This is a genomic window from Halobacillus massiliensis, assembly GCF_900166625.1.
GTDB lineage: Bacteria > Bacillota > Bacilli > Bacillales > Halobacillaceae > Halobacillus_A > Halobacillus_A massiliensis.
Genome location: NZ_LT800499.1, coordinates 1,626,454 through 1,652,280, shown reverse-complemented (window position 1 = coordinate 1,652,280; position 25,827 = coordinate 1,626,454). Strand labels below are relative to the sequence as shown.

Annotated in this window: 30 protein-coding genes and 1 riboswitch; of the genes, 6 read left to right on the top strand and 24 right to left on the bottom strand. The window is 40.0% G+C overall.

Annotated elements, in window-relative coordinates; genetic code table 11:
• Positions 1 to 215 precede the first annotated feature (215 nt).
• From B7E06_RS08160 to B7E06_RS08150, 3 genes are all read right to left on the bottom strand, one after another.
• Positions 216 to 404 (bottom strand): hypothetical protein, encoded by a 189-nt coding sequence (locus B7E06_RS08160; protein WP_082233507.1) that lies wholly within the window; start codon positions 402 to 404, stop codon positions 216 to 218.
• A gap of 99 nt (positions 405 to 503) precedes the next feature.
• Positions 504 to 821 carry a YuiB family protein gene (locus B7E06_RS08155; RefSeq protein WP_245807703.1) on the bottom strand — a complete coding sequence of 106 codons (318 nt, stop codon included), beginning with the start codon at positions 819 to 821 and terminating at the stop codon, positions 504 to 506.
• Between the two features lie 65 nt (positions 822 to 886).
• The gene (locus B7E06_RS08150; RefSeq protein ID WP_082235955.1) at positions 887 to 2,107 is read right to left on the bottom strand and encodes an NAD(P)/FAD-dependent oxidoreductase; all 1,221 of its coding nucleotides are present in this window, start codon (positions 2,105 to 2,107) and stop codon (positions 887 to 889) included.
• 301 nt (positions 2,108 to 2,408) lie between these two features.
• Here B7E06_RS08150 and B7E06_RS08145 point away from each other — a divergent pair, with 301 nt between their 5' ends.
• Positions 2,409 to 3,395 carry an NAD(P)/FAD-dependent oxidoreductase gene (locus tag B7E06_RS08145; protein ID WP_082233506.1) on the top strand — a complete coding sequence of 329 codons (987 nt, stop codon included), beginning with the start codon at positions 2,409 to 2,411 and terminating at the stop codon, positions 3,393 to 3,395.
• Between the two features lie 96 nt (positions 3,396 to 3,491).
• Here B7E06_RS08145 and B7E06_RS08140 read toward each other — a convergent pair whose 3' ends face one another.
• The 3 genes from B7E06_RS08140 to B7E06_RS08130 form a co-directional block, all read right to left on the bottom strand.
• Entirely contained in the window at positions 3,492 to 3,854 is a 363-nt protein-coding gene (locus tag B7E06_RS08140; protein WP_082233505.1) for a HesB/IscA family protein, read from the bottom strand.
• A 137-nt stretch (positions 3,855 to 3,991) separates the two neighbouring features.
• Complete coding sequence (locus B7E06_RS08135; protein ID WP_082233504.1) at positions 3,992 to 4,228, bottom strand: YuzB family protein; 237 nt, start codon at positions 4,226 to 4,228, stop codon at positions 3,992 to 3,994.
• A gap of 75 nt (positions 4,229 to 4,303) precedes the next feature.
• Entirely contained in the window at positions 4,304 to 4,642 is a 339-nt protein-coding gene (locus tag B7E06_RS08130) for a YuzD family protein (protein ID WP_082233503.1), read from the bottom strand.
• 162 nt (positions 4,643 to 4,804) lie between these two features.
• Between B7E06_RS08130 and B7E06_RS08125 the strand changes: the two genes are divergently transcribed.
• On the top strand, positions 4,805 to 5,026 hold the full coding sequence (locus B7E06_RS08125; RefSeq protein WP_082233502.1) for a NifU family protein: 222 nt from the start codon (positions 4,805 to 4,807) through the stop codon (positions 5,024 to 5,026).
• Positions 5,027 to 5,075: 49 nt separating this feature from the next.
• Here B7E06_RS08125 and B7E06_RS08120 read toward each other — a convergent pair whose 3' ends face one another.
• Positions 5,076 to 6,041 (bottom strand): 2-hydroxyacid dehydrogenase, encoded by a 966-nt coding sequence (locus B7E06_RS08120; RefSeq protein ID WP_082233501.1) that lies wholly within the window; start codon positions 6,039 to 6,041, stop codon positions 5,076 to 5,078.
• A 141-nt stretch (positions 6,042 to 6,182) separates the two neighbouring features.
• Between B7E06_RS08120 and B7E06_RS08115 the strand changes: the two genes are divergently transcribed.
• Both B7E06_RS08115 and B7E06_RS08110 read left to right on the top strand, forming a co-directional pair.
• Positions 6,183 to 6,689 carry a phosphatidylglycerophosphatase A family protein gene (locus tag B7E06_RS08115; RefSeq protein ID WP_082233500.1) on the top strand — a complete coding sequence of 169 codons (507 nt, stop codon included), beginning with the start codon at positions 6,183 to 6,185 and terminating at the stop codon, positions 6,687 to 6,689.
• 99 nt (positions 6,690 to 6,788) lie between these two features.
• Complete coding sequence (locus B7E06_RS08110; RefSeq protein ID WP_082233499.1) at positions 6,789 to 8,336, top strand: hypothetical protein; 1,548 nt, start codon at positions 6,789 to 6,791, stop codon at positions 8,334 to 8,336.
• Positions 8,337 to 8,383: 47 nt separating this feature from the next.
• Here B7E06_RS08110 and B7E06_RS08105 read toward each other — a convergent pair whose 3' ends face one another.
• The 3 genes from B7E06_RS08105 to B7E06_RS08095 form a co-directional block, all read right to left on the bottom strand.
• Entirely contained in the window at positions 8,384 to 9,148 is a 765-nt protein-coding gene (locus tag B7E06_RS08105; protein ID WP_143414471.1) for a TIGR01457 family HAD-type hydrolase, read from the bottom strand.
• Between the two features lie 10 nt (positions 9,149 to 9,158).
• Positions 9,159 to 9,605 (bottom strand): DUF86 domain-containing protein, encoded by a 447-nt coding sequence (locus B7E06_RS08100; protein ID WP_082233497.1) that lies wholly within the window; start codon positions 9,603 to 9,605, stop codon positions 9,159 to 9,161.
• A 110-nt stretch (positions 9,606 to 9,715) separates the two neighbouring features.
• Entirely contained in the window at positions 9,716 to 9,991 is a 276-nt protein-coding gene (locus B7E06_RS08095) for a YutD family protein (RefSeq protein WP_082233496.1), read from the bottom strand.
• 132 nt (positions 9,992 to 10,123) lie between these two features.
• On the opposite strand from B7E06_RS08095, the gene B7E06_RS08090 reads away from it, so the two are divergent.
• Entirely contained in the window at positions 10,124 to 10,711 is a 588-nt protein-coding gene (locus B7E06_RS08090) for a YhcN/YlaJ family sporulation lipoprotein (RefSeq protein WP_082233495.1), read from the top strand.
• A complete protein-coding gene (locus tag B7E06_RS08085; RefSeq protein WP_082233494.1) occupies positions 10,708 to 11,664 on the top strand; it encodes a M23 family metallopeptidase in 957 nt (318 codons plus the stop codon). Before B7E06_RS08090 ends, B7E06_RS08085 begins: the two co-directional genes overlap by 4 nt.
• Positions 11,665 to 11,696: 32 nt before the next feature.
• Here the strand turns inward: B7E06_RS08085 and B7E06_RS08080 are convergent, their stop codons facing one another.
• The 14 genes from B7E06_RS08080 to B7E06_RS08020 all read right to left on the bottom strand — a co-directional run bounded on the left by B7E06_RS08080 (position 11,697) and on the right by B7E06_RS08020 (position 25,824).
• On the bottom strand, positions 11,697 to 11,801 hold the full coding sequence (locus tag B7E06_RS08080) for a methionine/alanine import family NSS transporter small subunit (protein WP_082233493.1): 105 nt from the start codon (positions 11,799 to 11,801) through the stop codon (positions 11,697 to 11,699).
• A 1-nt stretch (position 11,802) separates the two neighbouring features.
• Positions 11,803 to 13,329 (bottom strand): sodium-dependent transporter, encoded by a 1,527-nt coding sequence (locus tag B7E06_RS08075; RefSeq protein ID WP_082233492.1) that lies wholly within the window; start codon positions 13,327 to 13,329, stop codon positions 11,803 to 11,805.
• A gap of 217 nt (positions 13,330 to 13,546) precedes the next feature.
• The gene (locus tag B7E06_RS08070) at positions 13,547 to 15,106 is read right to left on the bottom strand and encodes a Na+/H+ antiporter NhaC family protein (RefSeq protein ID WP_082233491.1); all 1,560 of its coding nucleotides are present in this window, start codon (positions 15,104 to 15,106) and stop codon (positions 13,547 to 13,549) included.
• A gap of 175 nt (positions 15,107 to 15,281) precedes the next feature.
• A riboswitch (Lysine riboswitch) is annotated at positions 15,282 to 15,460 on the bottom strand.
• Positions 15,461 to 15,514: 54 nt separating this feature from the next.
• A complete protein-coding gene (gene yunB, locus B7E06_RS08065) occupies positions 15,515 to 16,282 on the bottom strand; it encodes a sporulation protein YunB (protein WP_082233490.1) in 768 nt (255 codons plus the stop codon).
• Between the two features lie 114 nt (positions 16,283 to 16,396).
• On the bottom strand, positions 16,397 to 17,794 hold the full coding sequence (locus B7E06_RS08060; RefSeq protein ID WP_082233489.1) for a bifunctional metallophosphatase/5'-nucleotidase: 1,398 nt from the start codon (positions 17,792 to 17,794) through the stop codon (positions 16,397 to 16,399).
• A gap of 15 nt (positions 17,795 to 17,809) precedes the next feature.
• On the bottom strand, positions 17,810 to 18,625 hold the full coding sequence (locus B7E06_RS08055) for a sulfite exporter TauE/SafE family protein (protein ID WP_143414470.1): 816 nt from the start codon (positions 18,623 to 18,625) through the stop codon (positions 17,810 to 17,812).
• Positions 18,626 to 18,745: 120 nt separating this feature from the next.
• The gene (gene sufB, locus B7E06_RS08050; RefSeq protein ID WP_082233488.1) at positions 18,746 to 20,143 is read right to left on the bottom strand and encodes a Fe-S cluster assembly protein SufB; all 1,398 of its coding nucleotides are present in this window, start codon (positions 20,141 to 20,143) and stop codon (positions 18,746 to 18,748) included.
• A gap of 36 nt (positions 20,144 to 20,179) precedes the next feature.
• A complete protein-coding gene (gene sufU / locus B7E06_RS08045) occupies positions 20,180 to 20,623 on the bottom strand; it encodes a Fe-S cluster assembly sulfur transfer protein SufU (RefSeq protein WP_082233487.1) in 444 nt (147 codons plus the stop codon).
• Positions 20,613 to 21,833: a cysteine desulfurase gene (locus B7E06_RS08040; RefSeq protein WP_082233486.1), complete on the bottom strand. Its 1,221-nt coding sequence runs from the start codon at positions 21,831 to 21,833 to the stop codon at positions 20,613 to 20,615. The genes sufU and B7E06_RS08040 overlap by 11 nt, the downstream gene beginning before the upstream one ends.
• On the bottom strand, positions 21,833 to 23,140 hold the full coding sequence (sufD, locus tag B7E06_RS08035) for a Fe-S cluster assembly protein SufD (RefSeq protein WP_082233485.1): 1,308 nt from the start codon (positions 23,138 to 23,140) through the stop codon (positions 21,833 to 21,835). Before sufD ends, B7E06_RS08040 begins: the two co-directional genes overlap by 1 nt.
• Before the next feature lie 18 nt (positions 23,141 to 23,158).
• A complete protein-coding gene (gene sufC, locus B7E06_RS08030; protein ID WP_082233484.1) occupies positions 23,159 to 23,944 on the bottom strand; it encodes a Fe-S cluster assembly ATPase SufC in 786 nt (261 codons plus the stop codon).
• A 251-nt stretch (positions 23,945 to 24,195) separates the two neighbouring features.
• On the bottom strand, positions 24,196 to 24,336 hold the full coding sequence (locus B7E06_RS21835; protein WP_179133903.1) for a YuzK family famiily protein: 141 nt from the start codon (positions 24,334 to 24,336) through the stop codon (positions 24,196 to 24,198).
• Positions 24,337 to 24,561: 225 nt separating this feature from the next.
• Positions 24,562 to 24,921, bottom strand: coding sequence for a carboxymuconolactone decarboxylase family protein (locus tag B7E06_RS08025; RefSeq protein ID WP_082233483.1), 360 nt, complete (start codon positions 24,919 to 24,921; stop codon positions 24,562 to 24,564).
• 72 nt (positions 24,922 to 24,993) lie between these two features.
• On the bottom strand, positions 24,994 to 25,824 hold the full coding sequence (locus tag B7E06_RS08020) for a MetQ/NlpA family ABC transporter substrate-binding protein (RefSeq protein ID WP_082233482.1): 831 nt from the start codon (positions 25,822 to 25,824) through the stop codon (positions 24,994 to 24,996).
• Between the last annotated feature and the right edge of the window lie 3 nt (positions 25,825 to 25,827).

Below are 25,827 nucleotides of genomic sequence, written 5' to 3'. Positions count from 1 at the left end.
TAACAAACAAACTTTTTCTGTAGTTGAACTTATTTCATACTATTGCTTTAGCCTCCTACTCTGGAGGCTTCTTTTTTTATCTTTTGCGTTTCAATCTAAAGCTGTTAGAAGCTAGTGGTTTCCCAACCGCTTTTCACCAAACGTAATAAACAGAACCAGTGTGATTCTGTTTATTTCCCATTGGACTTCCCGAATATTTCTTAACCTCTTTTTTTCTACCATTCGTTAAAAATACAAAAACTGGCTGCCAGGATGGGTTCTTTCAGTGATAATTCTTGTTGTTCCTTGGCATCCATCCACTCGATAACATCTGATATTGTCATATTGGACAGCTGGTACCATGTGGCGTATAACGCACCGATAAATAGAAAACAAAATACGAGATTTCTAAAGATCCAACTCATTGCATGCACCTCTTACCTGCATCCTGTCCCATATAGGAACAGATTATTCAAAAAAACCTTAACACTCTGCAGTTCACACCACAAAATGTTAAGGGTTCTTTAAAACATTTGATATCCATTTTTTCTCAGCCATTTGATAATTAATCCAGCGACGATAGTACCTGCAAATCCACTGGATAAAATCACGATATCTACCAGCTGCAAACGAATGACATGCCCGAAGACCTCGGAGAAAGCAGCGACAGTGTCTGTAAAATAACGGCTGATTTTAAAATTATCGACTATTAACAATACAACAATTGGATATACGAAAGCCATGATCCATGAAGAACGCAGGATCATATTTAATAAAAAACCGATCCCGAAAAAAAGCACAAAAAACAGGAGTATAGATACTGCGAATTGTACGATGTTCAAACTGCTGTTCCCCCTACCTTGAAAAAAGCAAAGACAGGAATCTGCCTTTGCTTTATTTAAGAGCTTTATTTAAAGAAGTTTAGTTTCCCTTTTTTCAATAGAAGACTTATGCCGCCTAATTTAAGAAGATATCGATTATCGATAACTTTCTTCATGGCAGATGCAGACCAGCCGAACAATTTCTTATCATCGAAGACGACTCCAATGGCATCATCATGACCAAGAGAAGCAACTGTACCTTTTAAATCAGGAGTAAAGGCTTCAAAATCTTTTTCACCTTGTACAGCCTTCTTAAGGTTAGCCGCTGTCTGTTCAGCCTGCTGAATGGCAATTTGAGCTGTCGGAGGATAAGGACGGCCCGTTTCTTCATTAAAGAGAAGAGCACAGTCGCCAATGATAAATACATCAGAGTACTGTTTGCTTCTTAAGTCAGGTGTTACTTCAATACGACCACGGTTTGCTTCAAAACCAGCCTCTTCTACTAAGGAGTTACCGCGCACACCCGCTGCCCATACAACAGTATTTGTAGCAATTTCTTCACGCTGCTCGTCTTTTTCAAAAACAAGGTTATTTTCAGTAACTTCTTTAATCATAGCGCCTATTTTAAATTCAACGCCTTTTGCTTCAAGAGAATTCATCGCGTATTCTACAAGTTCAGGATCAAAGCCTGGAAGTGCAGTAGGTGCAGCTTCCACTACAATAATACGTACTTTCTCGCGAGGAATGTCATACTCTTTGCATAACTCAGGTACACGGTTTGCCAGTTCACCAGCGAACTCGATACCTGTAAAGCCGGCTCCACCTACAACAAGGTTAAGACGCTCTTCTTTTGGATGCGCTTCATTATTGTACTTAGCGAAATTATATTCAATGTGCTGACGAATCAGGCGGGAGCTGTTGATGCTGTTAATTGTATAAGCATGTTCGAGAAGTCCTGGAATACCAAAGGTGGCCGCCTCGAATCCTAAACCGATTACTAAATAGTCATAAGAAAGTTCACCATTTTCAAGCTGAACTTTTTTCTCTTCAGGAAGAATATTAGTTACTGTATCCTGAACGAAGTTAATTTTAGTAGTATCAAGGACATCTTTAATAGCGATACGCGTTTTATCATGGTGAAGGGTTCCTGCAGCGTTTTCATGAAGCCAAGTTGTTTGATAGTGATAGCTGTGCTTATTCACTAAAGTTACGTTAGCATCGTCTGCACCAATACTCTTCTGCAAATTAACGGCTGTCATCATTCCGCCGTAACCAGCACCTAATATAACGATGTTCGGTTTATTCATAGTATCACTTCCGTTTATTATATTTGCCTTTTGGGCATATTCCATTGTGACTTGTTTCACACAATCCTACATAAAAAAAAGCCTGTCGCATCCTGTATTGTTCTGTCACAAAATCGTTAAATGTTTTCTAGTCTCAATATTAGACCTTTTCCTATTGATTTTCAACCCTTAATATTTTTATCGGAAATTTATTAATATTCAATTAATTATTAGATAAAATCCCCCCTCCCGTGCGCCGTCTAAAGGTTTTATGATAGAATAGAAAAAGTGTAATTTGTATCTAGTGTAAGGGGGACAAATAATGAGTGATAAAGTTCATGATATAACTGTTATCGGTGGTGGGCCTGTCGGCTTATTTACCGCTTTTTACGGAGGAATGCGCCAGGCGAGCGTTAACATTATAGAAAGTCTGCCGCACCTGGGCGGTCAGCTGTCTGCTCTTTATCCTGAGAAATATATTTTTGATGTCGCCGGTTTTCCAAGGGTAGGTGCACAAGAACTTGTCGACAACTTAAAAGAGCAGGCTTTTGCTTTTGATCCAACCGTTTCACTTGAGCAGTCTGTAGAAACGATAGAACGACTTGAAGATGATACGTTCAAGCTGACAACAAATAAAGAAGTACATTATACGAAGACGATCATTATCACGGCAGGAAACGGTGCGTTTCAGCCCCGCCGTCTTAAAATTGATGACTCTGAAAAATTTGAGAAGACAAACCTTCATTACTATGTAGATGATATGAATAAGTTTGCCGATAAAAATGTAATGATCTGCGGCGGCGGCGATTCTGCAGTAGACTGGGCCTTAATGCTTGAGCCCATCGCTAAGCAAGTCAGTCTTGTACACCGTCGTGATAAATTCCGCGCGCACGAACACAGTGTAGAACAGCTGACGAATTCTAACGTTAAATTAATGACACCATTTACTCCCGAAAGACTGCTGGGAGATGATCGTATTGAACAGATTGAGCTTCATGAAGTAAAAGGCGATCGTGTAGAAACGGTGGATGTTGACGAATTGATTGTAAACTATGGTTTTATTTCTTCACTGGGCCCTATTAAAAATTGGGAACTGGAAATCGAGAAGAACAGTATTGTCGTGAACTCTAAAATGGAAACAAACATTAAAGGCATTTACGCGGCTGGTGATATCTGCACATATCCCGGTAAAGTTAAGCTGATTGCATCAGGCTTTGGAGAAGGCCCGACGGCTGTAAACAATGCTAAAGCTTATATGGATCCAGACGCCAGAGTCCAGCCTAAGCACTCCACCAGCATGTTTTCTTAATCATCATAAAAAATCCCTTGGAAGTTATTTATCCAAGGGATTTTTTAATGTTTCCACAAAAAAACATCCTCACTCCCTGAGGATGTTTCTAATACTTTAACAGTTCGGGTCAGGCGTACCGGCATTTGTAGCCGTTTTAAAGGAAGAACCACAGCCGCATGATACAATCGCATTCGGGTTATCGATCGTAAAACCTCCGCCCATCATGTTCTGCTTATAATCAATTTTCGTTCCTTCAATGATTGGAATATCTTGTGTGCGGATTACTACAGGCAGCCCTTCATAATCCTCTATCGTATCAAGTTCATCATTAATTTCATCTTCAAAGCCCATGGCATAGGATAAACCGCTGCAGCCGCCACCTTTTATTCCGAAGCGAAGGGTAGGATTTTCAGTCTCTTCTTCCTTCAACATTTCCTGAATCTGGTGTCTTGCCGCATCTGTAATATTAAGAATCATTTCCAGACTCTCCTTTCTTCTCGTACTCCCAGTATACTAAGTTGAACCCCGTTTTTCAACAAATCGAGCATGTAAAAACCCTTTGTTCTTTTGAGACAAAGGGTTAAATATTTATAAGACGTCCACTGCTTTTCACTTTAAAAAAGGGGATTCTCTTCCAGGTATTGATAAATTTTTTCAACAAGTTCTTCCGCAGTGTCAGCCATTACCCGTTCACCATTAACTAGAGCAAACAGGCCTTGAGAACAAATGCCGCAATGGCTGAGACAGCCATATTCTGTCACGTCTAAATCAGGATCTTTTTCAAGCACTTCCATCGCTTCATCAGAACCACTTATTAAATTGTTTACACAGAATTCAATTAACGGATTCATCCGCTTCACCTCTTCTATCCTGGATGAAGTCCCACTTTATCCATCATACCATAGCTGCCTCTGTTTTTATAAGAGCTAAGATTCTGTATGAGGCTGATACCCTAAGTTTTCTAAAACCTGATATACGTTCTTAAGACGGGGGTTTCCTTCATCCACCACTTCCTCGTTAATCGTAACTAATGGATAAAAAAGTTCATCATCCAGAATTTGAGCAATATATTCCTTATCTTTACTGTCCTCTTCCTGGCTTTGGTGTATATCAACATAGCGGTATTCCAGGGGCTGGTCAGGATACTTTCTTGTTATTGCAGCCTGCAGCCATTCATACGTTTCTTTAGAACCTGGAGCATTGACACAGCTGGCACAGCGCTCCTCAGCACCATATACAGTTAAGATTACCTTTTCCTTTTTCATACTTTCCCACCACTTTACTAATTTGTAGTTATTACTATTTTACAAAACATTAAAAAAAAGATAAAATGAAAATAGTTCTCAATATAATGATTCACTGCAGAATCCATAGATTTTTTAATGAAGACCCATTATAATATAGGTATCGAAAGGGGAAGATTGAACATGGAAGCACAAGTTCAGGAAGTATTAAATAAACTTCGCCCATTCTTACTCCGTGACGGAGGAGACGTAGAATTAGTTGAAGTTGAGGATGGAATTGTTCGCTTGCGTTTAATGGGGGCTTGCGGAAATTGTCCAAGTTCGACCATCACACTAAAAGCGGGAATTGAACGTGCATTAGCACAAGAAGTTCCTGGAATTTATGAAGTAGAGCAAGTTTTCTAAATAGGTATTTATAACCGTACACGAAAAAATCGTGTACGGTTCTTTTATCTTAATGGACTGGTGTCTTCGGTTCTTCATCTTTTAACACACTCTGGATATTTTGAAGGGATAAGTTCATCATCTTCTCCCTTGTTTCTTTACTTGCTGAGCCAATGTGAGGTACACATACAATTTCTTTCAGTGTTAATAACGGATGATCAGAGGAAATAGGCTCCTCTTCAAATACATCAAGACCCGCCCCTTTAATTTCTCCTCCTTTTACGGCTTCATAAAGAGCCTTCTCATCCATCGTCTTTCCTCTAGAGGCGTTAATAAAAATGGCTTCCTTTTTCATCTTCCTAAAAACATCTCCATTAAATAAATGCTCGGTTTCATTTGTTAGCGGCACGAGCGACATTACGAAGTCTGATGTTGAGATTAGGTTCTCAAAGCTCTCATAAACAGCAAGCCCTTCTTCTTCCACCTCGTACTTTCTCGAACGGTTATAATAAGCTACCTCCATATCAAATCCTTTTGCCCTTCTGGCTACAGCTTGCCCGATACGGCCCATACCTACAATGCCGAGTTTCTTATGGTGGATATCTGAACCTGCGAGCAGCAGTGGAGACCAGTTATCCCATTTGTTATCCCTTATGTAGTCCGCCGCTTCCACAATTCTTCGGGCTGCAGCCATTAAAATTCCAAAAGCTAAATCAGCTGTAGTATCTGTAAGAACGTCTGGTGTATTCGTTACAATAATTCCTTTGTTTTCGGCTGCTTCTACATTCACATTATCGTATCCTACCGCCATATTTGCGATTACTTTTAAGTTAGGGACATCATTAAGCAGCTCTTCATCAATTTTCTCTGTGAGCATTGTCAGCAGGCCATCTGCACGTCGAGCTTCTTTCTTTAACGTTTCCTTATCAACAGGTTCTGTCTCGCTCTCCCACATACCAATCTCCCAGTCATCTTTGAATGGTTTAATTTGATCTTCCGGGAGCTTCCTTGTAATATACACATACGGTTTATTCACCAAATCACCCCTTTTACTTATTATAAATAGATATCAATAAATAAGTAAAATGACATCTGATATAATACAGTTATTGTTTCTTTGTTATTTCATTCATATATTAAAAATAAGATTTTAATCTGCTCGGGGGAGGTCAACGACATGACAGAAGAAAACAGAAAAATTAGTAACTTAGAGAAGACCGCTAGAGATTTACTAATTGAACGAGGAATTACTATTCAAGATATGGCGGAACTCGTATATTATCTTCAATCAAAATACCATCCAGATTTAACAATGGATATATGTGAGTATAATGTTCATCAGGTGTTGAAAAAAAGAGAAGTACAAAATGCCATTATAACCGGCATTCAAATCGACAAATTAGCAGAAAAAAAGATGCTCGAAGAACCGCTTCAAACTACCATTGAGATTGATGAAGGTCTTTATGGTGTAGATGAAGTAATCGCACTATCTATCGTCAATGTCTATGGTTCTATAGGGTTTACGAACTATGGTTACATCGATAAACAAAAGCCCGGAATCTTGAAAAAATTAAATGATAAGTCCACTGGGGAATGCCACACTTTCCTTGATGACATTGTAGGTGCCATTGCTGCTGCAGCTTCCAGTCGATTAGCACACAGTGAAGTGGGAGAAGAATATTAGATGAAACGCCGTGCTTACCACGGCGTTTTTTTTTGAAACTTTTACCATATGGTTTCGTATATAATAATAATGAAAATAAAAAAAGAAGGTGTGTGTCATATGGAACTTTTTCGAAAGAATGCAGTATGGCTCATTCCCGCCATGGTAATCCTGGCAGGAATCTGTTTATTATTTTATGAGAACTACCAAAAAGTAACCGAACCTCCTAATGACAGCTGGAGCCGTGAAGTGAATGTAGGAAGTACTCCTTTCTCCACTCCCCCTGTTCTATGGAACAAGGAAAATAATGAAATGATTTCATTTTTAACAAGTGAAGGAATTACAACAGCAAGCATCTCGCCCGAATTTAATATCGATACAGCAGCTTCGTATTCTATACCTGCAGACAAATGGACGAAATTTTACATAGATGAAAAAGCCCTTATTTATTCTGATTATTACAGCATGTACAATGAGTCCGGTAATAAAATTTCTGACATTAATCAGTTCTTTCCTTTAAAAGATTTTGTTCTTTATAAAAAAGATGATGCCGTCTACCAGTTGGATCCCCATACAGAAGAAGAAACAAAGCTGCTCTCCTTAGAGAATGATCAAGTTCAGACAGAGGCCGTCCATTCTGGTGATAAGAACTTTTTACTTTTGTATGTGACAGAAAAAACCACAACAAATCTTAAAATTTTTGAAATAAATGAAGAAGGTATCGATCAAATTGTGGAGTCCAGTTTCGACCTGGCAGATCAGAAAGTAATCAATTCTCTTCAGTTTGGACTAAACGCGAACGAATATGCGCTTGTGGTAACAGCAACAGAAAAAGCAGGCGGCTCTTCTAAGACAGAAAATTTCTACTCTATTTCAAGCTATAATGAAGATCCGAAACTAAACCCTTTAACCCTTATGGATCCGGCCGGAAAAGGAGAACTATCGTCTCTTTCAGAGCTCAGCCTCTCCTCTGAAAATGGTGTTTTTAAAATTCTAGCTGCAGCTTCAGGTTCAACGAATACTCTTTATAAAACAGATAATCAATTTAATATTTACGAAACCGTCCTGACCAGTGATGGAGCCTCTAAGACTGAACGTTTAAGTAATACCTCACGTCCTTCCACAGCACCTCAATCGCTGAATAATAAATCGATTGTCTGGATGGACCATAAAGGGGAGAATTACCAAATCCTCCTTTCTTCTAGTAATGAGAAAGCCTTAGCCAAAGCGGAGAGCTTTCCCAGCGGATACTTTTTAGACTCCTTAGGTAAAACTATGGGAATGATCGCTATCAGCTTTTTTACATTGATTGTCGGCGGTCTGTGGTTCGTTTGGCCGCTTCTATTTTTAGCTATTATTATGTTTGTCAAAGGTTCTTCTGTGGATAGAAATAAAGCTTGGGTTTATTATATAGGAGCAGCTATTTATCTGCTGTTTGCTTTTATCTTTCAAGACCGGGTATTTTCCGAGAAGGTAATGAACCGTGCTCCTGAATTTTTAACCTTTACCGCAAGCCCCTTTATATTTATTATCTTATTTGCAGTGTTGGTTCATGGCACCTTGCAAATAAGTAAGAAAAGAAATTGGTCTGTTTCTGTTCAATTATTCTATCTTATATCTATCCATCTGCTGTTTGTCATGACTTACTTTGGGCCTTACTTGCTGTAGCGGTCTTTATAAAAAAAACCGGTCTGCTTCAATAGCAGACCGGGTTTTTACACTTCCCATTCGGTTAAATTTTTTGCATGGTATGTTGGCTGTTTGTTGTGGCTTCTAATACTTTCTCGCGTAGAAATTCCCGTTTCCACCATTAATGTATCGATGCCTGCTTTAATACCAGCCATAATATCTGTATCATAATTATCGCCGATCATTAGTGTATCACTTTTAGGAAAACCAAGTTTTTCCACAGCCTGTTCCATTAATATTGGTTCTGGTTTCCCTACAAAAACAGGCGATACACCTGTACTTACAGCAAGAACAGAGGTCATCGCCCCATTTCCCGGAACCATGCCTCGCTCTGTTGGAATTGCCGCATCTTTATTTGTACTGATTAACTTCGCTCCATTTCGAATTTCAAGGCAGGCATCCGCTAATTTTTCGTAGGTGATTTTTCGATCAATTCCAATCGTTACAAAGTCCGCGTTTTTGGTAACGAGACTTAATCCTTTATGTACTAAAGCTTCCCGCAGGCCTTCTTCCCCAATCATAAATACACTTGACTTAGATTTTAATGAATCAATATATTCCGCCGTCGCCATACTCGATGTAAAGATATTCTCTTTTCCTGCCTGAATCCCCATTTGGTTTAATTTATCTGCCAGCTTTTCTGGTGAAATAGATGAATTATTAGTTACAAACAAATAGGGAATTGATTTCGCACACAGCCGCTGTACGAATTCAGCTGCCCCATCTATCGGCTCCAGTCCCTTATACATCGTGCCATCTAAATCAATTAAGTATGCTTTATATGAGTTCACTGCTATTCCCCTATTCGTTTCTGTTTGTAAATGCAGAAACCGGTCCGATTTCTTCATCCAAGTAACGCCGTATACGCTTAGGAAAGCTCTCCACGGCATGTTGGCTTTTTTGCCAGACATTTTCTAACTGCTGACGATCTACAGTAAGATAAGTCTGTACAATCACCTTTCTCAGCTGAATAAATGTTTTGTACTGATCGATTTCTTCTTCTGGCAGAACGGTTTCATCTGTTAAAATATCGATAATATCTTCATAGCTGCCTGGATCCCTCATAATAAATCCATCAATCATTTGATTGCCTACATCAATAATAGACTCAATGACAAGATGGGTAATCCTCTCAAGCAGCAGTTTATCCGCCAAAGAAGATGAATAAGAATGGAGTTTTTGCTCTTCCATTAACCGCTCCATATAATTTAAAATTTCTTCAATTTTATGCCTGTCCACGAAATACATATTTTATCCCCCTTTTTTGACTCAACATAATGAAACCTCTCCTTAATGCTCTTAAAAGAGGCAGCCTTTTTAAGAAAAAACAACCGACGCGCTTATCAAAGCTCGTCGGTTTAAGGATTAACTTTTTTCAATACAAAATAGGCACAACCGAAATTACAGTATTCATACAAGTAATCCTCTAACGTACTGATTTTTGTATCAAACGTCGCTTTCGTATTCTGATCATCGTAAAAGCCTTTTAGACGAAGCTGTCCATAGCCCCAATCCCCGACAATAAAATCATATTTACTTAGAACATCGGTAAACCGACCCTCCACATCTTCTGTTTGAAAGGCATCCTTATGTTCCTCTATAATCTCATATGTTTTACCGTATAGCTCAATCATATCCAATCACCTCTTACCTTTCCTTAGTGTACCATATTTTCTCACCGACGAGAAAACCGCCAGCAAAAATTTGTATCATTCTTCAATTTTCGTCAAAGCTAAGGGTAAATCAGACACAAAGGAAGATGAAATATGACTATAAAAAAATTTAAAATCTGGATAGCTGTGCCCTTATCACTCCTTATTTTGAATGGCTGCCAAAATCCGCAGCAGGATGAGTTCAATGCAGATGATGAAGATCATGCGATTGAAGGTGATGCCATGGATAATTACAATGAAAATACTGCTGATGGACAGGTGGGGTATGTACGTTTTCAAAAAGATCAGCTCGATCAGGAAAAAGAGAGAAACCATACCATTAAAGTAAACCGCGAGCAAATGGCTGACATGATCACTCGGATGATCCTTCGTTATCCAGGATTCGAGGACGTTGCCACTGTGGTTACTGATGATAAGATACTTGTCGCATATAAAAAGCCTGATGACCGTGAACCTGAAGTCGCAGCGGATATGGTTAAGAAAACAGCTTATTCTCTTGTTCCAAGCTTCTATCACGTATACGTATCCGATGATCCAGCCTCATTTGGAGACATTGAAAGTCTCGGAAATTCTACAGTATACGATAAGCAATACACAAATGTCGTTAATCAGATAGTAGAGAGAATGAAAAAATCTCCTCAGGGAACTACGACTAGCGAAACAGTTGATGAAACCACATGAATATTTTAAACCCTAAAACATTGGGCTTTCTTATAATTATATTTCTTGGAATCTTATGGCCTTCCTCCTTTATCTTTGCGGATGAAGCAAATAAGGAAGACCTTGACCGAATGTCTGTATATAAGAAAACATCAGCCGTTACGGGCATTCCCTGGACTTATATAGCGGCTGTTGATCAATATGAAAGACAAATTCACAAAGATGCTCCTAAAGGCCGTGTCACTGCTTTCCGGCCGGATCCTCTTTTCTGGAACGGGGTAGATACAGAACCATCTTTTTTCCCGGAAGGCTGGAAAGATAACGGGAATGGAGATAAGAAAATCGACATGACTAATGACGAAGATATCATGTGGACATTAGGAAAATACATTCAATCCTACGGAACTACGGAGGAAGACATCCGTATCGCTTTATGGAATTATTATAAACGTGATCTTACTGTGCAGACGATCATGAATACAGCAAGTGTGTTTGAAAAGTATCAGACAGTTTCATTGAAAGACCGCGACTTTCCTGTTCCTATTACTGCAAATTACAGCTACAAAAACACTTGGGGTGATGCCCGAGGTTTTGGGGGGCGCCGCATTCATGAAGGCACTGACATCTTTGCAGATTATGGAGTTCCTGTTAAATCAACAACCTATGGGGTTATCGAAATGATGGGCTGGAATAAATTTGGCGGCTGGCGTGTCGGTATTCGCGACATTTACAATATTTATCATTACTATGCACATCTTAATGGATTTGAAAAAGGGTTACAGGTTGGTGAAGTTGTCAAACCAGGGGATGTGATTGGAAGTGTCGGTTCTACAGGATATGGTCCTCCGGGAACTTCAGGAAAGTTTCCGCCCCATTTACACTATGGAATGTATCAAGATAATGGAACAAATGAATGGTCATTTGATCCTTATCCGTATTTAAAGAGATGGGAACGTATGGCACACAATAAATAAAGCGCCGCACTTTGTGCGACGCTTTTTCTAGATTAGGATTGTTTTGACTTCTTGACTGCATTAATGATACTTGCAGCAAGTCCTCCCCAAATTACGACAATTCCAATCACCATCATAACAATTGCACTTGCTGTCATATCATCCTACCTCCTTGTTTGACTCATTCAAAGCTTTGGAATCCCAGCGCTTCAGCGTGATTAGGAATCCAACGACCAGTGCAAAGGCAGCGACAGCCCAACCGCCAAATAGGATGAAGGTATCTCCGTATCCCTCATAGTTGCCGGTTTCTGTATCAAACTGACCAAGCAGGTTTGTTTTGAAAAGATCGAACATCATATATCCAAGCACGATTGGTGTAACAACTCCTAAGCAGATTTTCCACCATCCGCCAAGACGCAAATCAGAAATACCATTTGCGTGAGACTGGAAATCATTAAGGTTACGAAGAAACCATGCAATAACGATAACTTCTACTAGCCCTACGAAAGCTACGCCGAATTGGTTAATAAAGTAATCAGCAGCGTCTAGGAAAAAGAGGCCGCCCTGTGTTGCAAATAAAAGCGAAATAACTGCGGCAAGTCCGCCGCCAAATCCAACGGCAGCTTTTCTTGACAGACCAAACTTCTCACTGATCCCCGCAACGTATGTTTCGGAGATAGAGATCAAGGAAGATAACCCTGCTAAGACTAAGGAAGCAAAGAATAAGAAACCAAATAGTCCATTAAAGGCTGGAAACTCATTAATTATTTGAGGGAAAACGACAAAGGCAAGACCTACACCGCCGCTAACCACTTCTTGCACCGGGACATCAATTTGCGAAGCCATGAACCCTAACGCTGCAAATACTCCGATACCAGCTAATAATTCAAAGCTTGAGTTACTAAAACCAGTAATAAACGCATTATTTGTAATGTCCGACTTTTTCGGCAAGTAACTGGAATATGTGATCATGATTGCAAAGGCGATGGAAAGACTGAAGAAAATCTGCCCATAAGCTGCAACCCAGACACTGCCTGAGGTGATGGTTTCAAAGTTCGGTGCAAAGAAGGTTTGCAGACCTTCTGCAGCACCCGGCAGTGTAACAGCACGGATAACTATAATCAGGAACAAAACGACCAATGCCGGGATAAATATTTTGTTTGCTGCCTCAATTCCCTTCTTAACACCTTTAAATAATATACCTAGAGTAACCACCCATACAATAATAAGTGGAATCAGGACACCAGGTACAAGACTTCCTGTTTGGCCAGGATCTACGGATAATTTCAAATATTCACCAAACAAAAAGCTTTCCGTGTCTTGCCCCCACGATAGATTAAAGGCAAAAATACTATAAGAAATTGCCCAGGCAATAATGACGGCATAGTATGTTGAAATAACAAATGAGACGAGTACGGCCCACCATCCAAGCCATTCTGTTTTCTTGTTCATACGGAAAAATGAAAGCGGTGCCGATCCGCGGTACTTATGACCTATGGTGAATTCCATAACCAACAGCGGAATTCCGGCAGTCAGCAGAGCGAATAAATACGGAATAAAGAATGCTCCTCCACCATTTTCATAAGCTACGGACGGAAAACGCCAGATGTTTCCAAGACCAATTGCAGAACCAACCGCCGCCAAGATAAAACCGGCTCTCGTCCCCCATTGTGCTCGATTTTCCATGTGTAAGACCTCCCTTAGATACAATTCTCTTCCTTTAATTTTATGAGCATGTACGGAAGAGAATGTTTCCTAATTTTTATTTTTTTCTGATTATTCATGATTATTATACCGATACACTTGTTCGATGTCAAAATAATATTATAAAATTAGTAATTTTCCAAAAATAGTTAAAAAAAGGGCGAAGAAGTACTTTTGTCGTACTTCTTCGCCCTTCTAATTATTCAGGAATATACTCCGAACGATTCTTAACATGAATCAATATACCTATAACCACTACTACAGCTAATGTGACAATTAGCGGTAAGACTATCCCGCCTGTAAGAGCGAGCGTAATATAACCAACAGCCGCCCCAACAGCTGCGATAAACGCATAAGGCAGCTGTGTAATTACATGGTCAATATGATCAGAGCCTGCTCCTGTAGATGAAAGAATCGTCGTATCTGAAATTGGAGAGCAATGATCTCCAAAAACGGAGCCTGCGAGCACGGCGGATAATGCCGGAAGGATCATGGAAACATCAGAAACGGCTGCAATTTCTCCAGCGATAGGAAGCATAATTCCAAATGTTCCCCAAGAAGTCCCCGTGGCAAGAGCCATAAAACCAGAAACAATAAACAATAACAGGGGCAAAAATCCAGTACTGATATTAGAATCATTAACTAAGCCTGCTAAATATTCCCCTGTTTGCAGCTGTCCGATTACATCACCGATCATCCAGGCAAAAATAAGGATATAAATTGCTGGAAGCATGGCTTTAATACCTTCAATGAAGACATGGCCCATACTGGATTTTTCACCGGACTGAGTCATATACAGGATTGCGGCCAGCAATACAGCAATGATTCCTCCTGTAAACAAGGAAATGTTTACATCAGTATTCTCGAAAATACTGAGAGCTGAAGCAGCACCTTCTGTATTTTGAATACCTGTATAGATCATCATACCGACAGTTCCGGCAATTAAAGCTACAATCGGCCAGATTAGATAGGATATTTTCCCCTTGTTATGAACCTTAAATTCTTCATTTAGGTCCCCTGGAATATCTCCTTTATCTTCATTCTTAAGTACACCTGTCTTAATTGCTTTCTGTTCATGTTTTTTCATTGAAAAGATGTCAAGCTTTAAGAAAATCGTTAAAAAAACGACGAGTAAGGCTGCAAATACGTAAAAGTTAGCAGGAATCATACGGACAAAAGCTTCCAGCGGCTGATACTGAACAACTTCGTTAGCGGCCAGTATGCTGCCAATTGTACCGATGATATAGGCACCCCAGCTGGAAATCGGAGAGATAACCGTAATCGGCGCAGAGGTGGAATCGATATAGTACGCAAGATTTGCCCGGGAAATCCGGTGCCGGTCGGTAACAGGCCTTGCCACCTGGCCGACAGCTAAAGCATTAAAATAATCGTCAATAAAAATAACAATCCCTAGTAACGCGGGAACGAGCTTTGCCCCTCTGCGTGTTTTAATTCGCCGGACAGCCCATTGTCCGAAAGCCTGGCTTCCCCCGGACGCAGTCAGGAATGCTGTAGTAATACCTAGCAAAACTAAAAAGGATAATAAATACAAGTTTCCTGTATTTAAGGCTCCTTCACTAACGAATATGGAATAAAAATTAGTCCAGATCAGCTGAATGCCTTCTATAACATTAAACTGAGTAAGCATAAAAGCTCCAATTAAAATACCGATTCCAAGTGAAAGAATAACTTTCCTCGTAGCTATAACTAGAATCAGCATTAAAACGGCAGGAATTAAAGAGTAAATTGTTCCTTCCATTGTGTTTCCCCTTCCATAAATCTTTTGTTGAAACAGGCGGTATGAAAGGCTACAGGGGTCAATGAGGGATTCAGTAGAGGTATATGTTAAGAAAGATTTTCTTTCTAAGCATACAAAAAAGCAATGATAGAAAATAATCTACCATTGCTTACCTAGCAATTGATTATCCTCCATTTCGATCAGTAGCGCTCCATGCACCTCAAGCATGCATGACAGTATAATTCTTATTCAGAAATATACCAGAATATAAGGAGTGACAGCTCTTATAAACTTCGGCAGTACTTCCCTTTCTTACGTGTTCCAAGCTGTCCGCTCCCACGAAATACTAATGAAGCCTGCGCCTCTACCTCACCGATCTGATAAGGTCACGCATATTTAATTCCCTAACATTCTAACAGGTTGCCCCTGTTATTGCAAGGGATCCATCGGGTAGGAGAAGCTTGGGTTATTTTCACTGCCCGCTCCATTATAAAAGTTTGGTACCTCTCCAGGGATCACGGCAGAATCAACAGGAATATCGTTGGTTACGGTAATTGTTTCAGTTGAAAAAGGGATCACTACTCGTAAGCTGACTTTAAAGTTAATCCATAATTGAAAATGAGCCGAGTTAATACCGTATTCTGTAATATCATTTTTAAATTGAGTCTGTACATCGCCGATGATTCTAAGCTGTACAGGTATGTTAGGCCCTAAATTAGACAAAACCGTGTTGTTTGTTGCCATACCTAGAGGGATCTCCACTAATGTAGCCGGTTCCTTGCCAAGATCTCTATTCGAATCATCTGAAACAAGGTCCGGTTCTATATTCGTATCCTCCAAAGGCAGCTCATTCTGCTCCATCCTTTTTAAAAAGTGCTGAACCCTGAATGTCGTATCTCTAAGTGTTCTGTTAACTAAGGCAGAATTCCAGCCCATATATACAATTTTTCCTTCATTATCTTTCTCAATTCTTACAAGATCTTCAAAGTGAAGGTCTTCTGCAATCTGTTTACTCACTGCTTCATTAATGGCATCCCTGGCTAGCTGCTGAGCTCTTGTTTCCGCTATACCTTGAATAGCAGGGGTAATCCCTCTATCGATCAGCCATAAACATAAAGCTGTAAAAATCATTAAAAATACCATGGTTAGTAAAATTCTTTTACCCACCGTAGGGGACCGCCCCCGGAACCTGCTCATTAAACAACCCTCCTTACCTCTTCTTATTTATATGAAAAGGTAAGGCTATTTAGCATTGAACAGAAAAACATTTGTCCTAAAAAATAAGCCGCCTCATTGGAGGCAGCTTTTAAGCTAACTAGTTTCTAATTTCCTTATAGCATGGACTAAAAGGTCACGAAGCATTTCAGGCATATAATAGGTTTTCTTTTTAGCATAGGCAATTTCTGGAAACAGCCTTCCGAATGTGAAAGTATCTGCTGTTCCGAGTGTATATACGGCGTCCATGTCCAGAGGCTTCCCTTTAAAGGTAACCTCCCTCACCCTTTCCTCACCGTCTGAACCTTGCTCAGTCTTTATATCCACGCCGGTAAATACGATTTTCCCGATCACTTCCCCACGGAAGCCCAGTCCCTTCAGCTGAATCTCTGTTAATTTTTTCGTATGTCCTACTCTAATGATTTCCAGCAGTTCATCCCCTTTGATCTCCACCCTGCAGGGATTCATCGGGTGGGGACAGATTCGGTGGATATCTTCAAAAGTAATGGGACCGCTATCCAGATGATCAAGAAGAACTCCCGCATTTAGCATTCCTACATCAGAGTTTGTCCAGCTTTGCATCTCTTCAGTCAGTGCTTTCATTAGTAATGTTTCTTTAAACCAGGCGACATTCATTGGGTCTTTTAAGCTCGTGACTTGTTCTTTTAAAAAGCTGCTGGCCCTTACGGACAAGTTTTTCAAACTATCCATGACTTCTTCATCTTTTTTCATATTCTCAGTCGCCACAGCGTAAGCCTCTTTTTTAGTGAGCGACTTCCTTGTATGATCCCATTCCAAGTGGACTTCCCCTAAATGCGTACCATGTTTACCTGCAGCCGTAAGAACGGCGTTCCCATAGTATTCACCCTTCTGAAACAAATGATGGGTGTGACCTCCTATAATGACATCTACAGCCGGATAGGATTTTGCAATTTCTTCATCATCATGGATCCCTAAATGTGAAAGCAGTACAATAATATCAGCCTGCTGCTTCAATTCTTCATAGTATCGATCAAGCGTTTCATACGGAGAGAGAATTTCCCATCCGAGCAGTCTATAAAAAGTTTCAAATGGAGCTGTCATACCGATCATTGCTACTCTTGTCCCATGATTGGTCTCTTTGATTCGATAAGGCTTAAGCCATTTAGGCTGAGGCCCATCTATACTCTTTAGATTTGCACAGACCACTTCAAAGTCTGCTTCATTATAAAGATTAAATAAGTCCTCATGAGGCAGGGTGATTCCTTCGTTATTTCCGAGATTGGCAAAATGGTAACCGGCATTGTTAAGAAGTTCAACATTGCCCTTGCCCATTAATCCCTCAGTAATGGGGTGAAAACGGTCTGCATGGTCCCCATTATCAACCATCCAAAAAGATTCATTATTTTTTTGATGCTTTGCTCTTTTATTTTTGAAATAACCTACAATTTGCGGCCAATTTTCAAAATGGCTGTGCAGGTCGCTTGTATAATAGAGAAATATTTTTTCTTTCATTTTCATTACTCCTTATTATCCAATCCCTTGCCAAATCAGTCGAATCCCGATTAAAATGAGCAGCACTCTTAAAAACCACTCGACAGTCTTGCTATTTAATCGGCGATTAACAGCGGCTCCGACCATTCCTCCAATATAGGCACCAGGAATGAAGTAAAGTGTATTCCCCCAGTCTACATGTCCTAAACTAATATGTGTAATCGAACTTGAAATACTTGCAAAGAAAATCATAAACATAGACGTTGCCGTTGCTATGTGAGGCGGAATACTAAATAAAAGAATCATCGCCGGTACGATCAGTGAACCGCCTCCTATTCCCAGCAGCCCTGACAGCAAGCCTACACCAATAGCAAAGATAATACTTAAAGCGATGGGAAACTCATAGTTGAAAGTCTCCCCTGCCACCACTTTTTCTCTTTTTACTCCAGTGAGATTGATAAATCTGTAAGAACTGTCCCTGGGGATAAAAAAAGCAAGCGAAATGACGATCATAAGGATACCAAATACTAATGCGAATCCATCTGTCTCAAAAAACTGATTGAGCCAGGATCCCATGATCCCGCCAGGTATACTTCCCATTAAAAGTATGGAGCCGAGTTTTAAATCAATCCTTTTGTGTTTTAAATAGGAAAGAGTCGATGATAGTCCTGTGAAGATCATAACCACCAGTGAAATTCCTACAATGGTCTGAGGAGTTACCCATGAATAATCGGACGAAGTATCTCCCAGAAACAACAAAATAGGAACGAGTATGATTCCTCCGCCTAATCCTGCAATACTGCCTATAAATGCAGTAATAAACCCTATAACCAAAGATAAAACTATAATCATAACTAAGCCTTCTTTATATTTAAGATAATATTATACTATCATGTTTTTTATGAGGAAAACATCCAGCACAGAAAAACCGTACAGGTCAATAACCTGTACGGTTTTTTGTGAATTTACATATTAACCGATAGAACCTTCCATTTCGAACTTGATCAGGCGGTTCATTTCTACTGCATATTCCATTGGAAGCTCTTTTGTGAACGGCTCAATAAAGCCCATTACGATCATTTCAGTAGCTTCTTCTTCTGATAGACCGCGGCTCATAAGGTAGAACAGCTGCTCTTCAGAAACTTTGGAAACTTTTGCTTCGTGCTCTAGGGAAATGTTTTCATTTAAAATTTCGTTGTAAGGAATCGTGTCTGAAGTGGATTCATTATCCATAATCAGCGTGTCACACTCAATGTTAGAGCGGGCTCCATCAGCTTTACGGCCAAAGTGGACAATCCCACGATACGATACTTTACCACCGTGTTTTGAAATAGATTTCGAAACAATTGTGGATGAAGTATTAGGCGCAAGGTGGTGCATCTTCGCTCCTGCATCCTGGTGCTGTCCTTTTCCGGCAAGCGCGATGGAAAGTGTCATTCCGCGAGCGCCTTCCCCTTTAAGGATAACCGCTGGATATTTCATCGTCAGCTTGGAACCAAGGTTTCCATCCACCCATTCCATTGTTGCATTTTCATCAGCCACTGCACGCTTCGTCACAAGGTTGTACACATTGTTTGCCCAGTTCTGAATCGTCGTATAACGGCAGTAAGCATTTTTCTTAACAAAAATTTCAACAACGGCACTGTGAAGAGAACTTGAAGAGTACGTTGGTGCTGTACAGCCCTCTACGTAGTGGACAGATGCCCCTTCATCAACGATAATCAATGTTCGTTCAAACTGTCCCATATTTTCAGAGTTAATACGGAAGTAAGCCTGAAGCGGTGTTTCGACTTTCGTATCTTTTGGAACATATATGAAGGAACCACCGGACCAAACGGCTGAGTTTAAGGCAGAGAACTTATTGTCTGCTGCCGGTATGACTTTTGCAAAGTATTGCTTAAACAGGTCTTCATTTTCTTTAAGAGCTGTATCTGTGTCTTTAAAGACTACACCAAGATCTTCCAGATCTTTTTCCATATTGTGATAGACCACTTCAGATTCGTATTGTGCAGAAACCCCTGCTAAATACTTCTGTTCTGCTTCCGGAATTCCTAAACGATCAAATGTGTTTTTGATTTCTTCAGGAACTTCATCCCAGGAACGCTCTGATTTTTCAGAAGGTTTTACATAGTAAGTGATATCATCAAAGTTAAGCTCAGAAAGGTCTCCGCCCCACTGAGGCATTGGCATTTTATAAAATTGTTCTAATGACTTCAAACGGAAATCAAGCATCCACTTCGGTTCTTCTTTATAATCGGAAATCTGCTTAACCACTTCTGCAGTCAAGCCTTTTTGAGTACGGAAAATAGAAACATCTTTTTCGTGGAATCCATATTGGTACTCTCCGACTTCTGGCGCTTTTTTAGCCATTGTTAAATACCTCCTTTTGGTATATCAAGCAGCAAATCATGCATTCTGTTCTTCATCTACGCCTTTTTCCATTGCCTTCCACGCTAAGGTGGCACATTTAATTCGTGCCGGGAATTTTGCGACTCCTTGAAGTGCTTCTATATCCCCTAAATCAAGGGTATCATCTTCTACATCATTACCCAACATCATATCTGAGAATATCTCTGACATTTTTAAAGCAATGTCTACAGATTTCCCTTTAATGGCCTGGGTCATCATAGAAGCGGAGGACATACTGATTGAACAGCCTTCACCGTCAAATTTAGCATCTTCGACAACCCCGTCATTCACTTGAAGCTGCAGTTGAATCCGATCTCCACAAGTAGGATTATTCATATCTACCGTAAGATGATCACCATCTACTGTGCCCTTATTTCGAGGGTTTTTGTAATGATCCATAATAACCTGACGGTAAAGCGTATCTAAATTATTAAAAGACATCACCAAAATACTCCTTTGTAGTTTGTAATCCCTCGACAAGACGATCAATATCTTCTTTTGTGTTGTATAGATAAAAGCTGGCTCGTGCTGTTGCTGTCACATCAAGCCATCTCATTAGCGGCTGTGCACAATGGTGCCCGGCTCTTACCGCAATTCCTTCTGCGTCTAAAACGGTAGCTACGTCATGCGGGTGGACATCATTTATATTAAACGTAATAAGTCCAGCTCTTTGCTCAGGACCATAGATCGTCAGTCCGTCAATTTGGTTCATTCTATCATAAGCATAATCAATCAGCTCATGCTCATGCTTTTCAATTTCATCTAATCCAATTTCATTAAGGAAATCAATAGCCGCCCCAAGTGCAATGGCTCCGCCAATGATTGGAGTGCCTCCTTCAAACTTCCAAGGAAGCTCTTTCCATGTGGAATCGTACAGGTTAACGAAATCGATCATTTCTCCGCCAAACTCGGCAGGCTCCATGTCATTTAACAGCTGTCGCTTTCCATAAAGAACACCGATTCCCGTAGGACCACACATTTTGTGTCCGGAGAAAGCGTAAAAATCACAATCTAAATCCTGAACATCAATTTTCATGTGAGGAGCGCTTTGCGCGCCATCAACCACCATAACAGCCTCATGCTTATGCGCAATTGCTGCTAATTCTTTAACAGGATTGATTGTACCAAGCACGTTGGATACATGGACAATAGATACAATCTTCGTCTGATCTGTAATCGTATCTTCGGCATCCTGTAAAGAAATGGTGCCATCGGGCTGTAAAGGCATATATTTTAAAGAAGCTCCAGTTGCTTTGGCAATCTGCTGCCACGGGATAATATTACTGTGATGTTCCATTGGTGTAATAACAATCTCATCACCAGATTTCAGATTAGCCCGTCCATAACTGGAAGCGATCGTATTAATAGCCGTCGTCGTACCTCTCGTGAAAATCACTTCCTGAGTACTCTTCGCATTAATGAACTGACGGACTTTTTCACGTGCCCCTTCATATTCATCGGTCGCTATCGTTCCTAAAGTGTGCACCCCGCGGTGAACGTTTGAATTATAACTGCGGTAGTATTCATCGAGTTTTTCAATCACTTGTACAGGTTTCTGAGATGTTGCTGATGAATCCAAATAGACGAGCGGGTGTCCATTCACTTCTTGATGCAGAATTGGAAATGCATCACGAACTGATTTTACATCCATTAATAAACTTTCCTTTCAATCAATTGACGAAGCTGCTGCTTCACCGCATCAATTGGCAGTTGGTTAACTACTGGGGCCAAAAATCCATGAATGATTAAACGCTCCGCTTCAAAGCGGGAAATACCTCGGCTCATCAGGTAATACAATTGCATAGGATCTACTCGGCCGACAGAAGCTGCGTGACCTGCTGTTACATCATCTTCGTCAATTAACAGGATTGGGTTTGCGTCTCCGCGCGCATCCTTGCTCAGCATCAGGACACGAGATTCCTGTTCAGCATTAGATTTAGTAGCTCCGTGCTCAATCTTTCCAATACCATTGAAAATAGCAGAAGCATTTCCTTTCATAACTCCGTGCTGCAGAATATAACCGTCAGATCCTTTACCAAAATGAGTAATGTTAGCTGTGAAATTCAGCTTTTGAGACCCTCTTCCGATCGCAACGGTTTTCGCGTTTGAATGTGAGTTATCACCAAGTAAATGAGTAATGTTTTCAGAAATGGTATCACTTTCGTTCATTTGCCCAAGTGCCCACTCGATCTTAGCATCTCTTTCAGCAATACCACGGCGGTTATTATATACAGTAGTACCTGCTTCAAAGTTATCCACCGCTCCAAAAGAAACATTGGCTCCAGCTTTCGCAATTACTTCTGTAACGATATTTGCAGACGTACGCTCTTCCTTATTATTAGAAGTATAGTTCTCTACATACGTAACAGAGCTATTTTCTTCAGCTACTACTAGTACGTGATTGATAAGAGATGCTTCCGGATCTTCCTGCCAGAAAATAGCCTGAAGAGGTTCTTCAACTTGTACATTTTTCGGTACATAAATGAAGATTCCACCGTTCATAAGTGCTGCATGAAGAGCTGTCAGACGGTGTTCGTCTACTTGCACAGCCTCTGTCATATAATATTTCTTTACAAGATCACCATGTTCTCTGATCGCTGTATTGATATCAGTGAGGATAACTCCCTGATCAGCAAGTTTTTCGTCAAGATTAGCATAAGCTACTGAGTGATTACGCTGAATAATTAGATTTTGGTTTTCTTTTTCTGTATCTAATAAACCCTGCAAATCCACAGGAATATCGTTTAAGGAGCTGATTTCTTCACCTTCTGCTCGGTGTTTGAAATCAGTGAAGTTCCAATTAGTTACATTTGTTTTGTCCGGTTTTGGCATATCTAATGACTCTGATTTATCCAGGGCACTTAGACGAAGCTCCTTCATCCAGTCTGGTTCGTTCAAGGCTGCGGAAAAATCAGCTACATATTGTTTATCATATGGCAGCGACACTTTTACTGTCATAATATCCCTCCTGTCTAGTTACGCTTTTTGGCCGATTGTTTCATCTTCGATGCCCAGCTCTTTTTTAATCCAGTCATAGCCTTCTTCTTCCAGGCGCTGTGCAAGCTCTGGACCGCCGGATTTAACAACACGTCCCTGCATCATAACGTGAACATAATCTGGAGTAATATAATTTAACAGGCGCTGATAGTGAGTGATAGTTAAGCAGCCAAAGTTTTCACCGCGCATTTTGTTAATTCCTTGTGCTACTACTTTAAGTGCATCAATATCAAGCCCTGAATCAATTTCATCTAAAATGGCAATGGCCGGCTGAATCATCATAAGCTGCAAAATTTCATTACGCTTTTTCTCACCGCCGGAAAATCCTTCATTTAGGTAACGCTGGGCCATGTTTTTATCCATTTCCAACATATCCATAGCTCCATCCATTTCTTTAATGAACTTCATTAGAGAAATTTCATCGCCCTCTTCTCTGTGAGCATTGATTGCTGAGCGGAGAAAGTCCGAGTTCGTTACACCGCTGATTTCACTAGGATATTGCATAGCAAGAAACAGGCCGGCTTGTGCACGTTCGTCTACTTCCATTTCAAGAACATCTTCACCATCAAGTAGCACCTGTCCTTTTGTAACCTCAAACTTTGGATGACCCATGATAGCTGAAGCTAAAGTAGATTTACCTGTTCCGTTTGGACCCATAACTGCGTGGAATTCTCCACCATTTATCGTAAGGTTAACACCTTTTAAGATTTCCTGACCTTCGATTTCAACGTGAAGATCTTTAATTTCAAGAGTTGATCCTGCCATAAAATAATACCTCCAGTATCTATTATAGTTGTGCTTTAGTTGATATGGATCAAAAACCATTCTCAATTTATTCTCATTACAATCTTATATCATTTAGAATGTGATATCAACTGATTTTACCTGATTCGACATGTTAGCTATGTCCTTTCTGAGCTACTTTCATGTCAAAAAAGTAAACGTGTTCTTTCCTTATTATATTAACAGACATCTTCACAAAAAAAAATCAGGCCGCAGCAGCGCCTGATTTTCTTTTATTTATATAATTGGCGGCTTACCACGTCAGTAAACCTTTTGCTTTGTTCAAAATCTTCCTGCCTTTTTTGCTCTACTTTCATCATTTGATCTAAACTGCTCGCATACTCTGCATAACTCATGTTGTGTTTTTGGTGCATAGCTTTTTCCATCTCCGGAGTGTAATTTAAACCTAAATGGTCATTAATAGCAGATCAACCCTTTCAATTAATTTACAATTTTTAGATTACCATAATTAGATTCCCCGGCCAAAACCGATATAAACTTAAAACTAAAGCTCTTTTGCAATTACACTCCATGTAAGCGTTTGTATATTTAATTTGCTTTCAATTTGCTTGTTTTGCTTAAATTTTCTAATAATTCACTCAATGATGCGTTAAATCTTCAAAAGATTCTTGTACTAAAGTAACGGCCTGACTTAATGCCGCTCCTCCTCCAAAAGCAGCAGCTATTCCACATGCTTCCATAATCTCCCGTTCAGTTGCCCCTTGGTCAATACAACCTTTTGTATGATAAACGATACAGTATTCGTCTTGAGCAACGATACTAATACTTAACGCCATTAATTGTTTTTGCTTTTGAGAAAGCTCTCCTTCTTTAAAACAAACCTCAGAAAACTCATTAAATGCATGAGCTACTTCAGGCATTTTTCTCGTAAAAGTTCCTACTCCATGTTTGTACTGCTCTAAATAAGCTTCCGCTAAATTATGCTGTTCATTGTCCATGTCACTTTTCTCCTTTATAAAAAATGCGTAATGGGTTTAGTATCAACCGCATTACGCATTTCATTCAAAAACTTATTCACTTACAGGTACAACAGCACCATTATATTCTTCTTCAATAAATGTCTGGATTTCTTCGGAGCGCAGTACTTCAACTAGCTTGTTTAAAGACTCATTGTCTTCATGTTCGCTTTTTGCTGCAATTACATTGACATAAGGAGACTCAGAATCCTCAAGAATTAAAGCATCCTCACTTGGATTAAGTCCGGCATCAATCGCGTAATTCGTATTAATGGCTACAAGGACGTTATCTTCGCGCTGATAATTTTCTGGAAGCAGTGCCGCGTCAATACCTGTTTCAAATTCTAAGTTTTTCGGGTTTTCTACGATATCTTCCACAGTAGCTTCTACCTTCTCTACCTCTTCATCCAGCTTAATTAATCCTTCTCTTTCCAGTAAGGAAAGAATACGACCGTGATCTGCGACTGAATTACTCATCAGTACTGTAGTCCCGTCCTTCACTTCCTCGATACTTTTAAAATCTTTTGAATAAATCCCCATCGGTTCTATGTGAATCCCGCCAAGATTAACGAAGTCATACTCTTCATTTTGAGCCATTTGATCTTCTAAATAAGGAATATGCTGAAAGTAGTTCGCATCAATATTTCCATCACTCAAGTCCTGGTTAGGCAGAATATAGTCCTGATACTGTTCAATATTCAACGTTATGCCTTCTTCTTCAAGCAGCGGTTTTGCTTCTTCTAATATTTCAGCATGAGGTGTACTTGAAGCCCCTACTGTAATTTCATCTCCTGGTCCTTCCTCTGATGATTCATCTGAAGACCCGCAAGCTGCTAAGAAAACCAGCAGTAAAGCGAAAATAGATCCTGTTAATAGCTTTTTCATTTG